The 13,089-nt window shown below is 73.3% G+C and carries 9 protein-coding genes; 6 read left to right on the top strand and 3 right to left on the bottom strand.

Translation table 11 applies throughout. The features are described from left to right. Positions 1–72 precede the first annotated feature (72 nt). From ACGFYV_RS14545 to ACGFYV_RS14525, 5 genes are all read left to right on the top strand, one after another. Positions 73–1,068 (top strand): hypothetical protein, encoded by a 996-nt coding sequence (locus tag ACGFYV_RS14545; RefSeq protein WP_393878715.1) that lies wholly within the window; start codon positions 73–75, stop codon positions 1,066–1,068. A 70-nt stretch (positions 1,069–1,138) separates the two neighbouring features. After that, the gene (locus ACGFYV_RS14540) at positions 1,139–2,680 is read left to right on the top strand and encodes an amino acid permease (RefSeq protein WP_393878714.1); all 1,542 of its coding nucleotides are present in this window, start codon (positions 1,139–1,141) and stop codon (positions 2,678–2,680) included. 235 nt (positions 2,681–2,915) lie between these two features. Next, positions 2,916–4,007 (top strand): mechanosensitive ion channel family protein, encoded by a 1,092-nt coding sequence (locus ACGFYV_RS14535; RefSeq protein ID WP_393878713.1) that lies wholly within the window; start codon positions 2,916–2,918, stop codon positions 4,005–4,007. 303 nt (positions 4,008–4,310) lie between these two features. Continuing rightward, positions 4,311–6,530 carry an NADP-dependent isocitrate dehydrogenase gene (locus ACGFYV_RS14530; protein ID WP_393878712.1) on the top strand — a complete coding sequence of 740 codons (2,220 nt, stop codon included), beginning with the start codon at positions 4,311–4,313 and terminating at the stop codon, positions 6,528–6,530. Between the two features lie 248 nt (positions 6,531–6,778). Beyond that, positions 6,779–7,570 (top strand): N-formylglutamate amidohydrolase, encoded by a 792-nt coding sequence (locus tag ACGFYV_RS14525; RefSeq protein WP_393878829.1) that lies wholly within the window; start codon positions 6,779–6,781, stop codon positions 7,568–7,570. 147 nt (positions 7,571–7,717) lie between these two features. Here ACGFYV_RS14525 and ACGFYV_RS14520 read toward each other — a convergent pair whose 3' ends face one another. From ACGFYV_RS14520 to ACGFYV_RS14510, 3 genes are read right to left on the bottom strand one after another with little or no spacing between them, the layout of a single operon-like run. Beyond that, positions 7,718–8,224, bottom strand: a complete 507-nt coding sequence (locus tag ACGFYV_RS14520) for a hypothetical protein (protein WP_393878711.1) — start codon at positions 8,222–8,224, stop codon at positions 7,718–7,720. Between the two features lie 5 nt (positions 8,225–8,229). Continuing rightward, positions 8,230–8,868, bottom strand: coding sequence for an RNA polymerase sigma factor (locus ACGFYV_RS14515; RefSeq protein ID WP_393878710.1), 639 nt, complete (start codon positions 8,866–8,868; stop codon positions 8,230–8,232). Continuing rightward, positions 8,865–10,289 (bottom strand): S8/S53 family peptidase, encoded by a 1,425-nt coding sequence (locus tag ACGFYV_RS14510; RefSeq protein ID WP_393878709.1) that lies wholly within the window; start codon positions 10,287–10,289, stop codon positions 8,865–8,867. Before ACGFYV_RS14510 ends, ACGFYV_RS14515 begins: the two co-directional genes overlap by 4 nt. A 159-nt stretch (positions 10,290–10,448) precedes the next feature. Here ACGFYV_RS14510 and ACGFYV_RS14505 point away from each other — a divergent pair, with 159 nt between their 5' ends. Further along, positions 10,449–13,061, top strand: a complete 2,613-nt coding sequence (locus ACGFYV_RS14505) for a CHAT domain-containing protein (protein WP_393878708.1) — start codon at positions 10,449–10,451, stop codon at positions 13,059–13,061. The last annotated feature ends 28 nt before the right edge of the window (positions 13,062–13,089 follow it).

Genomic DNA, 13,089 nt, shown 5'->3' with positions numbered 1-13,089 from the left:
CCCCACCATAGGAGGGCTGTTGCCGCAGCACGTCACCCTGCCCGTCCGCTCGCGGACCGGGGCGGGGCGCTGATGGCCAGAGACGGAGCGCGCCCTACCTACGACCCCGCCGGCCACGACAACGCGCTGCGCGGCGCGCTCCAGGATCTGCGCACCGGACGCTGGATGGCGATGCGCACCCTGCTCGCGGACACCACCAGCTGGTGGCAGTGGACCCAGCGCACCCAGATCCTGGCCGCCGCGGCGGCCGGCACCGACGTGGTGCGGACCTGGCTGGCGGAGGAACCGTACAGCGGGGCCGCCGCGGTGATGCACGCCCGGGTCGGAGTGGAGCGGGCGCTGCGGGCGCGGCGCGAACAGCACCGTCGTACGCGGGAGTTGTGGATCGAGGCGTGGCGGGCCGCCCGCGCCGCCGCGGACCTCTGTCCGCAGGACCCGGTGCCCTGGGTGTGCCTGCTGGCGCTGGCCCAGCTCGATCCGGAGCAGCGCTGGGAGGAGCACCGGGAGCCGCCGCCGGATCCCATGCTGCCGCCGGGGCCCTGGGGGCTGCTGGCCCAGACCGGCAAGCGTGACGCGTACAACCGCGAGGCCCACCACCGGATGCTGCAGTTCCTGTACGCGCGCGGCGGTTCCTCGGGCCGGCTCGCGGAGCCCTCCGGGTACGCGCAGTGGGCCGCCGGTACGGCGCCGCCCGGGTCCGCGCTGCATGTGCTGCCGCTGTACGTCCGTGTCGAGCGCTACCGGCGCGCCAGCGGCCACGACGCGGCGCTCGACCTGCACTGGGTGGCGGAGGACGCGGCCCGGGAGGCGCGGCGGGTGCTGCACACCTGGTTCGAGCAGACGCACCGCGCCGAACGCTCCCTGCTGGACCTCAACCACCTGGCCCACGCCCTGTGGGGCTCCCTCCAGTTCCGGGACGCGGCCCGGGTGTTCGAGGCGATCGGCCCCTACGTCACACCCCCGCCCTGGATGTACCGCACCCGGAACCGGGGCGGCGCCGTCCAGGTGTTCCGGCAGGCCAGGGCCCGCTGTCTCGCGGCCGTCAAGGACTCCGGAACCGAGCCGTGAGGTGGCGTCCGGTCCGACGGGCCACGCCGCCCCTCTCAGTAGTCCCCCACCCCGCATCGGAGGTCTGCGCATGTCCCCCACGCACGATCCGTCGGTCGCGCCCGGCGTGCCGCAGCACGACCACGACGACGAGGAGCGGCGGCTGCGCGAACTCGGCTACCGCCCGGTGCTGGCCCGCCGGATGGGCGGTTTCGGCAACTTCGCGATCAGCTTCTCGGTGATCTCGATCCTGTCCGGCTGCATGACCCTGTACGGCTTCGGCCTGAACACCGGCGGGCCCGCCGTGATGCTGTGGGGCTGGGCCGGGGTCGGCCTGTTCGTGCTGTGCGTCGGCCTCTCGCTCGCCGAGGTCACCAGCGCCTACCCGACCTCCGGTGCCCTCTACTACATGGCCGACCGGCTCGGGGGCCGGCGCTGGGGCTGGTACACGGGCTGGCTGAACCTGCTCGGTCTGCTCGGCGCGATCGCCGGCATCGACTACGGCGCCGCCCTGTTCACGGGCGCGTTCGCCAGCATCCGGTGGGGGTTCGAACCGACCCCCGGCAAGACGATGCTGATCTTCTGCGCCATCCTGCTGCTGCACGCGGTGCTGAACCTGTTCGGCGTCCGCCTGGTCAGCCTGCTCAACTCGGTCAGCGTGTGGTGGCACCTGGCGGGCGTCGCGCTCATCGTCGGCGCGCTGGCGATCGTCCCGGAGCATCACCGGTCGGCGTCCTTCGTGTTCACGAAGTTCGTCAACGGCACCGGCTGGGACAGCCCCGTGTACGTGGCGGCGATCGGCCTGCTCCTCGCGCAGTACACCTTCTCCGGCTACGACGCCTCCGCCCATCTGTCCGAGGAGACCTCCAACGCCTCGGTGTCCGCCGCGCAGGGCATCGTCCGGTCCATCTGGGTGTCCTGGATCGCGGGTTTCGTGCTGCTCGCGGGCCTGACCTTCGCGATCCAGGACTACGCCGGCACGGTCGGCACCGGCACCGGGGTGCCGCCCGCGCAGATCCTGCTCGACGGGCTCGGCACCGACGGCGCGAGCGCGCTGCTCCTGGTCGTGATCATCGCCCAGTTGTTCTGCGGCAACGCCGAGGTCGCCGCGGCCAGCCGGATGGTGTTCGCGTTCAGCCGGGACGGTGCGCTGCCCGGCTCGCACCTGTGGCGCAGGGTCGACGCCCGCACCCAGACCCCGGTCGCCGCCGTGTGGCTGTCGGTGATCGTCGCGTGCGTCCTGGCGCTGCCGTCCCTGTACTCGGCGACGGCGTACGGCGCGGTCACCGCGATCAACGTCATCGGCATCACGCCCGCCTACGCCATCCCGGTGCTGCTGCGGCTGCGCGCCGGGGACCGCTTCCGGCCGGGGCCCTGGAACCTGGGCCGCTGGAGCAGGCCGGTCGGCTGGATCGCGGTGATCTGGGTGGCCGGGGTGACGGTGCTGTTCTGTCTGCCGCAGTCCTCGCCCGTCACCGTCGGCACGATGAACTACGCGTCGGTGGCCCTGGCCGTCGTCCTGGTCCTGGCGAGCGTGTGGTGGTACGTCGCCCGCCGCTCGTACGGCACACCCACCACGGCCGCCTACGGCAGCGACCGCGACCAGGCCGAACTCGCGGAGGGCATCGTCTGAGTGACGGGACCTGAGGCCGCGTCCGGGCGACGGGACCTGAGGCCGCGTCCGGGCGACGGGCCCCGAAGCTGCTTGGTGCGAACTGGTGTTCCGGATAAGGCAGGATGAGCGATCGCGTCGCCCGTCGGGGTACCGGCCGCGACGCGATCGCACATTCCGGACATCGAGCAGGTGAGATCGTGACGAGACTTCACATCAGGCTCCGCGCAGCCGCATCGCGCCCCGGGGGTGAGCGGTGAACCGTGCGCTGAGTCTGGACGACCTCGTCCTCGCCGGCATCGCGCTCGTGGCGGGCGTCGTGCTGGGCCTGCTGTCCCGCGCGGTGCTGCGCTGGCTGGCCAAGCACGCCAAGCGGACGAGGTGGAGCGGCGACGACGTGATCGTGGACGCGCTGCGTTCCGTGGTCCCGTGGGCGGCGATCGCGGGCGGCGCGGCGACGGCCGCGGTGGTGCTGCCGCTGACCCGGACGGTCCAGCACCACGTCGACCAGGTCCTGGAGGTGTGGCTGATCTTCGTGGCGACCCTGTCCGCGGCCCGGGTCGTCGCCGGCCTGGTCCGTTCGGTCACCCAGTCCCGCCAGGGCGTGGCCGCCTCGGCCACCATCTTCGAGAACATCACCCGGGTGCTGGTTCTGGCGATCGGCTTCCTGGTGGTGCTGCAGACCCTCGGCATCTCCATCGCGCCCATGCTCACCGCCCTGGGCGTCGGCGGTCTCGCCGTCGCGCTGGCCTTGCAGGACACCCTCGCGAACCTGTTCGCGGGCATCCACATCCTCGCCTCCAAGACCGTGCAGCCCGGCGACTACATCCGGCTCAGCAGCAGCGAGGAGGGATACGTCGTCGACATCAACTGGCGCCAGACGACGGTCCGCCAGCTCTCCAACAACCTGGTGGTCATTCCCAACGGGCTGCTCGCCAAGGCCAACATGACCAACTACACGCATCCCGAGCAGCGGTTGACGGTGCTGGTCCAGGTCGGCGTCAGCTACGACAGCGACCTGGAGCACGTGGAGCGGGTCACGGCGGAGGTCATCGGGCAGACCATGCGCGAGGTCGAGGGCGCCGTACCGGAGCACGAGCCCGCCATCCGCTTCCACACCTTCGGCGACTCCCGCATCGGCTTCACCGTGATCCTCGGCGTCGGCGAGTTCAGTGACCAGTACCGGATCAAGCACGAGTTCATCAAGCGCCTGCACCGCCGCTACCGCGCGGAGGGCATCCGCATCCCGTCCCCGGCCCGCGCGGTCTCGCTCCAGCAGGGCGCCGCGCTGATCCCGCAGCAGCGCGGCGGCGGGGACGGCGCCGGCGGGGCGACCGTGATCGATTAGGCATCCTCCGGGCGGCCCCTGGGCACCTTCCGGACGGCCCCCTGGGCACCTTCCGGACGGATCCCCGGGGACCCCCGGGCGGAACCCAGGGCACCTTCCGGGCGGACCCCCCGGGCACCTCGGGCGGCCCCCCTGGCACCCTCCGGGCGGATCCCCGAGCACCCCCGGGTGGACCCCGTACCCCGTCCCCGGGGCCCGCTTCCGACACGGAGCGCGATCCAGTCGCGGACCCCTGTCGAGCCTGCCGGGTTCACGAGATATCTTGATGTCGAGCAATGTTGCAGACGTGGAGCGGAGCACCCGGTGACTGACTCGACCATCATCTACACCTACACAGACGAGGCCCCGGCCCTCGCGACGCATTCGTTCCTGCCGGTGGTCCAGGCGTACGCGGGCCAGGCCGGTGTCGCCGTCCAGACCCGCGACATCTCGCTGGCCGGCCGCATCATCGCCCACTTCCCGGAGTACCTGACCGAGGACCAGCGCATCGCGGACGCGCTGGCCGAACTGGGCGACCTGGCCAAGACGCCCGAGGCCAACATCGTCAAGCTGCCGAACATCTCGGCGTCGATCCCGCAGCTCAAGGCCGCCGTGACCGAGCTGCAGGGCAAGGGCTACGCGCTGCCGGACTACCCGGACGACCCGAAGACCGACGAGGAGCGCGAGATCCGCGCCCGCTACGACAAGGTCAAGGGCTCCGCCGTCAACCCGGTCCTGCGCGAGGGCAACTCCGACCGCCGCGCCCCCGCCTCGGTGAAGAACTACGCGAAGACCCACCCGCACCGCATGGGCGCCTGGACCTCCGAGTCCAAGACCAACGTGGCCACCATGGGCGAGAACGACTTCCGCTCCACCGAGAAGTCCACGGTGATCGCCGAGGACGGCGCCCTGCGCATCGAGCTGGTCGCCGAGGACGGCACCACCACCGTGCTGCGCGAGTCCGTACCGGTCCTCAAGGACGAGGTCGTCGACGCCTCCGTGATGCGCGTCGCCGCGCTGGAGGAGTTCCTCGCCGCGCAGGTCGCCCGCGCCAAGGCCGAGGGCGTCCTGTTCTCCGTGCACCTGAAGGCCACGATGATGAAGGTCTCCGACCCGATCGTCTTCGGTCACGTCGTGCGCGCCTTCTTCCCGAAGACCTTCGAGCAGTACGGCGAGACGCTGGCCGCCGCCGGCCTGTCCCCGAACGACGGTCTGGGCACCATCCTCAAGGGCCTGGAGTCCCTGCCCGAGGGCGACGCGATCAAGGCGTCCTTCGAGGCCGAGATCGCCGAGGGCCCGGCGCTGGCCATGGTCGACTCCGACAAGGGCATCACGAACCTGCACGTCCCGTCGGACGTGATCGTGGACGCCTCCATGCCGGCCATGATCCGCACCTCCGGCCACATGTGGGGCCCGGACGGCCAGGAGGCCGACACCCTCGCGGTGCTGCCGGACTCCTCGTACTCCGGCGTCTACCAGGCCGTGATCGAGGACTGCCGCGCGCACGGCGCCTACGACCCGTCCACCATGGGCTCGGTGCCGAACGTCGGCCTGATGGCGCAGAAGGCCGAGGAGTACGGCTCCCACGACAAGACCTTCGAGATCCAGACCCCGGGCACCGTCCGCCTGGTCGACCGCAACGGCGACGTCGTCCTGGAGCAGCCCGTCGCCGCCGGTGACATCTTCCGCGCCTGCCAGACCAAGGACGCCCCGATCCGCGACTGGGTCAAGCTGGCCGTCACCCGCGCCCGCGCCACCGGCGACCCGGCCGTGTTCTGGCTGGACGAGAACCGCGGCCACGACGCCGTGATCATCGAGAAGGTCGAGCAGTACCTGCCCGAGCACGACACCGAGGGCCTGGACATCAAGATCCTCCCCCCGGTCGAGGCCACCCGGTTCTCCATCGAGCGCATCCGCCGCGGCGAGAACACGATCTCCGTCACCGGCAACGTGCTGCGCGACTACCTGACCGACCTCTTCCCGATCCTGGAGCTGGGCACCAGCGCCAAGATGCTGTCGGTCGTCCCGCTGATGGCGGGCGGCGGCCTGTTCGAGACGGGCGCCGGCGGCTCCGCGCCCAAGCACGTCCAGCAGCTGGTCAAGGAGAACTACCTGCGCTGGGACTCCCTCGGCGAGTTCTTCGCCCTGGTGCCGTCCTTCGAGCAGTACGCCGACTTCACCGGCAACGCCCGCGCCAAGGTCCTCGCCGACACCCTCGACCGCGCCACGGCGACCTTCCTCAACGAGGACAAGTCCCCGACCCGTCGCGTCGGCGGCATCGACAACCGCGGCAGCCACTTCTACCTGTCCCTGTACTGGGCGCAGGAGCTGGCGCGGCAGACCGACGACGCGGACCTGGCGAAGGCCTTCGCCCCGCTCGCCGAGACCCTCGCCGCGAACGAGCAGAAGATCGTCGACGAGCTGCTCGCCGTCCAGGGCTCCCCGGCCGACGTCGGTGGCTACTACCAGGTCGACAAGGCCAAGGCGGACGCGGTCATGCGCCCGTCGGCCACCTGGAACGAGGCCCTCGCCTCGATCGGCTGAACCGAGCCGGCACCGGCGGCTCACGGGCCGTCGTCCTGAATGACCCCGCCCCGGTCGGCACTGCCCGGCCGGGGCGGGCGTGTGTCCGGACGGGGCGGCGATGTGCCTGGACGGGGCGGCGATGCTGTCCGGCCTGGCGGCGGTGTGCCCGGACGGGGCCGTGTGACACCGTGATCCGGCACCACGTTCACCGACCACGCCCCGCCCGCCCTACCACGCCCCGCCCCGCCCTGGAGCAGCCCGTGCCCGTGCCCGCGCCCGCCGCCTCGTTCGACCTCCTCCCCGGTGCCGCCGAGTCACCCGTTCTCCTCCATGTGCCGCACTCGGCGCGGGCGATACCCGACGAGGTGCGCACGGGGATCCTGCTGGACGACACGGACCTCGGACGGGAACTGGACCACATCACCGACGCGCACACGGCGGAGATCGCCGAACGGGCGGCCGAGCTGGCCGGGCTCACTCCCTGGCGGTTCGTGAACCGGCTGTCGCGGCTGGTGGTGGACCCGGAGCGGTTCCCGGGCGAGCGGGAGGAGATGCTCGCCGTGGGCATGGGGGCCGTGTACACGCGGACCACGCACCGCGAGGAGCTGCGGGCCGCGGACACCGACCCTCGGCCGCTGGTCGAGCGGTACTTCCGGCCCTACGCGCGGGCGATGACGGAGGCGGTCGGGGAGCGGCTCGCGGCGACCGGGCGGGCCGTCGTCATCGACGTGCACTCCTATCCGACGAAGGCGCTGCCCTACGAGCTGCACGGCACGGGCCCGCGTCCCGCCGTCTGCCTCGGCACGGACCCCTTCCACACCCCGCCCGAACTGCGGGAGGCGGCGCGGACGGCGTTCGCGGGGTGCGGAAGGACGGGTCTGGACAGCCCCTTCGGCGGGACCTATGTGCCCCTGGAGTTCTACGGGACCGAGCGGCGGGTGAGCGCGCTGATGGTGGAGATCCGGCGGGACACCTATATGACCGAGCCCGGCGGACCGGCGGGAGAGGGCCTGAAACGCCTCGCGTCCGCCCTGGCCGCGCTCGTGGACACCCTGTAGCACCCGCACCCGCACCCGCACTCGGGTCCGGCCGCCCGCGCCGGACCCACTCCCCGGACGGCGTGCGCCCGGCGGACCCGCCCGCAAGACGTTCACCGGGCGGCGTGCCCCCACCACTTCACCCGGCCGCGCTCCCCGGCGGCAGCCTCACGCTCGGAGCCACTCCGTGACGATCACCTCGTCGCCCGTGCGCAGTCTGAGGGCGAAGGGGCCGGGGGGTGGTGCCTCGCTGGCGAAGCGGCCCAGGGTGTCGACGTCGACCGGCCGGGCCGAGCGGGGTCCGGCCAGAACCTCGATGCGCGCGGGCTGGGGCGGCAGCACCTGGCCGATCAGCCCCTCTCCCGTGACCTCGACGTCGAGGGTCAGGTCACCGGCCTGGAACGTCAGCATGCGCGGGGCCGCCGGCACTCCCCTGACCGGCAGCGCGTCCACCAGCGAGTCGAAGGCAAGTTCGGCGATCCGGGCGTCGAGGTCGTGCAACGCGTAGGCATCCAGGGCGAGTTGGATCAGTGCCTCGGGGACGGGATCCAGCACGGTGGCCGCCTGTCGCAGCTCCTCCTCCAGCAGGTCGCCGTCGAGGCCGTCCTCGGGACCCTCCGGTCCGGGCAGGTCGCGGCCGGTGAACTCGCCGCCGGGGAAGTCGTCGTGGTCCATGCCCCTCACACCGTCCCTCGGGCGTCCAGCCGGGCCCGCAGTCTGCGCAGACAGCGCTGACGCAGGGGCCCGATGCTGCCGACCGCGATACCGAGCGCGGCCGACACCTCCAGATAGCTGGGCGGCGGCGAGGCGATCAGCACGCGCAGCAACTGCCTGCAGCGGTCGCCGAGTTCCTCGAACTCCTGCCACAGCCTGCGGTTCCGCTCGGCCCGGTCCGCCTCCTCCTCGGAGTCGATGAGCGACTGTTCCGGTGTGCGGTCCTCGCTGGCCCGGTCGAGCACGTGCGGGTCGTCCGTCAGGGTCAGCCGCGCCAGTGCCTTGAGCACCTTCAGGCACTCGTGCCGTGCCGTACTGGCCAGCCAGGCACCGGCCTTGTCGGGTTCCCGGAGCCGGCCGAGGTGCTGGGCGAAGCGGAACCACACGGTCTGGTAGACCTCGTGGCCGTCCGCGTCCGAGAGCCGGTGTGCGCGCACCACCGACCACACCAGCGGACTCAGCCCTTCCACCAGCGCCTTCCAGGCCGCGGCATCGCCGTCGACGGCCGACCTGACCAGCGCGCCGACCTCTGTTCGGTCCACGGCCCCACCCCTCGTGTACGGCACGCCATCGTACGCCGTGGAGTGGAGGGTTCCGGCGCTCATGCGGGCTGCGCCGGGATCACGACCGGAACGGGACGCCAGGTCGGCGGCCGCAGTGCCGGGGCCCTCGTCCCGTGCACGTCGGCGGACTGCGTGAGGGAGGCGAGGAGCCGGGCGCCGGCCGCGCGCGGGTCGCGTTCCCTGTGCGCCGTCATGTGGGCGGCGACGAGGGCGGCGACGACCGGGGTGGCGAAGGAGGTGCCGCTCCACTGCGCGAGGCCGTCGAACATCACCTGGTCCGGCTTGCCCGCGGTGCCCTCCCGTTCCTCGCTCAACACGCCGGTGTGGCGCGGGTACTGGCAGGTGCAGGAGTAGTCGCAGCCGTACCGGCAGGTGTCGTAGGTGGAGTGCTGGTAGACGTACGGCACAGGGGTCCCGAAGCCGGTGAGGGCGCTGGTGAGGCGCTCGCCGGGGGCGTGGACGCGCACCCAGGGGCCGTGGTTGCTGAAGCAGGCCGCGGACTCGCCGTCCCCGCGCAGCGCGCCGACGGACAGCACGCAGTCCTCGTACTCGGGAAGGGCCGCGTAGGCGGCCGGCCAGAACGGGCTGTCACTCGCGTTGTTGCCCGCGGCGGCGACCAGCAGCGTGCGCTGCTCGCGCAGTTCGCGCATGAACGCGTCGAGTCCGATGAGTCCTTGCGCGCCGGCGCCGGCGGTGCCCGCGGAGAGGCTGATGATGTCGGGCCAGCCGCCCTCGTCGACGGCTTCGAGGAGCTTGGCGCCGAACTCGGACTCCAGGACGGCACCGGCGTCGCTGAGCGTGCCGCGCACGGTGATGTCGGTGTTGGGCGCGACGGCGGCGAGGATCCCGGCGATGAACGTGCCGTGTCCGACGTACTGCCGGAGCACCCCGTCGGTGCCGGTCTCGCTCGTCTGCGGGTCGCCGCTGGTGTGGGCGAGCAGCGGGTAGGAGGCGTGGTCGTGGACGAGGCCGGTGTCGACGACGAGGACGTCGACGGCCGTGCGCGCGTGGTAACGGCCCTTGGCCGGGGCGGGGTTGGCCCGCTCGCCGCGGGGAGCGGGCACCGGCTCGTCGCCGGGGCAGGCGTTCACCGCGATGTGCACGACGTGGTTGCGGCTGACCAGCCGGCGGCCCTGGCGGCCCTCGGCCTCGCGCAGGGCGCTCAGGGCGTGCGGGACGACGTCCTCGCCGTGCGCCGGATCGGCGACCCTGATGCGGGTGATCCCGGCGCGGTTGGTCTGCGGTCCCGTGCGGCCCACGTGGTCGGGGAGCAGGCCCCGGGTGTCGGTGAAGTGGCTGCGCACGGTGTCCTCGACCAGGCGGGCCTCCTCGCCGTCGCGGGCGAGGACGACACCCTTCTCGTAGAGGAACTCGGCGGAGTCCTCGGGCCCCATGGCCAGGGGGATATCGGGCATGGAGCGCTGGATGTGGTCGAACTGCTCGTGGAATCTCTGAGGTGCCATGGCGTGTCCTCCCCCTGTGCAGGTGTCCGACAGTGAGAGTCGCCGGACGTCCGATTGATACAGCCCCACGGGCCGTCAGGTACAGGGGAATTAAGACGACGGGGAGACGACGGAGAGACGGCGAAGAACCCGTGTGACGGGTTCGCCCTGGCCACTACCATGCGAGGGGTGACAGCGGGAAGCGCGCCGGTAATCGAACTGCTGCCGATGGTCTTCGCCGACCCGGCCGAGGCACGGGCACGCGCCGAACGGATCCTGCAGGCGGGTCCGCCGCCGCTGCACGCGAGCGTCGCCCACCAGGTACTCGGCATCTGGCAGCGGGACTTCGGCGACCTGAGCGTCGCGCTGCGGCATCTGCGCCGGGCCCGTGACCTCGCCGCGCGCGCCGAGTCGGCCGAGCGGGAGGCGGACGTGCTCGCGACGCTGGGGGTCGCCCTGGTGCACGCGGGGCGCACCCGGCAGGGGCTCGCCTCCTTCGAGCGCGGGGTGGCGCGGGGCGGCGGGCACACCAGGGCGCGGGTGCTGTACCGGCGTGCCTATGTGTGGTGGGTGCTGGGGCATCACCGGGAGGCCCTGGAGGACGTACGGCGGGCCCTGCCGGTCCTGCGCCAGGCCGGGGACGACATCTGGACCGCGCGGGCGCTGACCCTGCGGGCCACCGTGCACCTGGCGCTGGGCGCGGTGGAGCGGGCCGACGCGGACTTCACGGCCGCCGAGCGGCTGTGGGACACCACCGGCCAGGAGCACGACAAAGCGGACGCGGTGGAGAGCCGGGGCCTGGCCGCGTTCCGCTCCGGGGACATCCCGGTGGCGCTTCGGCTGCTGGACGAGGCCGAGGAGCGGTACGCGAAGCTCGGCACGCCCACGTTCATGCTGTCCGTGCGGCGCTGCGAGGTGCTGATGGCGGCGGGGCTCGCGCCGGAGGCTCTCACCGAGGCGGACGCGGCGATCGCCCTGCTGGACCGGATGGGCGGGCAGTCCACGCGCAAGGCCGAGCTGCTGCTCGCCGCCGCGCGGGCGGCCCGTTCGGCGGGCGATCCGCACACCGCCATCGCGCGCGCCGCCGACGCCGTACGGCTGTTCGCGGGGCAGCGGCGGGCCTGGTGGGAGACGCACGCCCGGCTGGTGCTGACCGAGGCGCGCGCGGCGGCCGGGCGCGGGTCCGGGCGGCTGGTCGCGGACGCGGCGAAGGTGGCCGAGCGGCTGGACGCCTTCGGTTCGCCGGCCGCTCCCGAGGCCTCGCTGCTGGCCGGCCGGACCGCCCTCGCGCTCGGCCGGTCCGCGGACGCGGAACGGCACCTGGCGGCAGCCGCGCGCAGCCGGCGCGGCGGGCCTCCGCCGGCCCGCGTGACGGGCTGGGCCGCGCAGGCGCTGCGGGCGCGGGCGGCGGGTTCCGCGCGCGGGGTGCTGGAGGCCTGCCGGCGGGGCCTGGACGTCCTCGACGACCACCGGATGACCCTCGGCGCGTCCGAACTGCGGGCCCGTGTCACCGCGCAGGGCGCCGAACTGGCCGCGCTCGCGCAGGAGGCGAGCCTGGCCCAGGGCAGCCCGCGCAGGCTCCTGGAGTGGAGCGAACGCTGGCGGGCCACCGTGCTGGCCGCGCCGCCCGCCCGGCCGCCCGCCGACCCGGCCCTCCTCGGCGACCTCACCGCCTACCGGGAGATCGCGGCCCGCGCGGAGGAGGCCCGCAGTGACGGCCGTCCGGTCCCGGCCCTGGAGCGCGAACAGCGGCGCCTGGAGCGGGAGATCCGCTCCCGCACCCACCACATGCGCGGGGACGCGCCCGGCTCGGGCGACCGCTTCGACACCGGCCGCCTGCTGGACCGTCTGGGCGACACACGGCTGGTCGAACTCGCCGTGGTGGACGGGCGGGTGCACGTCCTGCTGTGCGGGAGCGGCCGGGTACGACGGTTCACGGGCGGCTCGCTCGCGGAGGCGGTGACCGAGGCGGAACACGTGCAGGCCGGGCTACGACGGCTGGCGCACCCCGGCGGCGAGGGCCGGCTGCCCCTGGTGGCCACGGCCGGCCGCCGCCTTCAGGAACTCCTGCTCGCCGGCGCGGTACCGCACCTCGGATCCGGGCCGGTCGTGATCGTGCCGCCGGGCGCGCTGCACCGGGTGCCGTGGGCGCTGCTGCCCGCGCTGCGGGAACGGGTGCTGAGCGTGTCGCCGTCGGCGGGCAGCTGGCTGCGCGCCCGGGAGACCGAACCGCCGCCCGGCGGCCGGCACGTCCTGGTCCGCGGCCCCGGCCTCGCCTCGGGCGGCGCGGAAGTACCCGAACTGGCGGACCGTGACGGCGCGGCGACCGTCCTGGAGGGCGAGGCCGCGCAGGTCCCCCGTGTGCTGGAGCACCTGGACGGCGCCGCCCTGGCCCATCTCGCGGCGCACGGCACCTTCCGCGCCGACAGCCCCCTGTTCTCGGCCCTCCGGATGGCCGACGGCCCCCTGATCGTCCATGACTTCGAACGCCTCGTCCGCAGCCCCTACCGCATCATCCTCTCCAGTTGCGACACCGCCCGCCTCGCCTCGGTCGGCGCCGACGAACTCCTCGGACTGGTCACGGCGTTGCTCCCCCTGGGCACCGCCGGCGTGGTCGCCACCAGCGCCCCCGTGAACGACGCGGCCGTGATCCCCCTCATGCTCGCCCTCCACAAAGGCCTGGAGTCGGGCCTCTCCCTCGCCGAGTCCCTCCGCGACGCCCGCGCCGCCCAACCGTGCGACCCCATCCACCAGTCGACCGCCTGGGCCTTCACCGCCTTCGGCGCGGCGTGACGCCGCCTCACCGCCCTCCCGCGGCCGA

This window comes from Streptomyces sp. NPDC048297, from assembly GCF_043201585.1.
Classification (GTDB): Bacteria; Actinomycetota; Actinomycetes; order Streptomycetales; family Streptomycetaceae; genus Streptomyces.
This window is presented reverse-complemented; position numbering and strand designations above follow the sequence as displayed.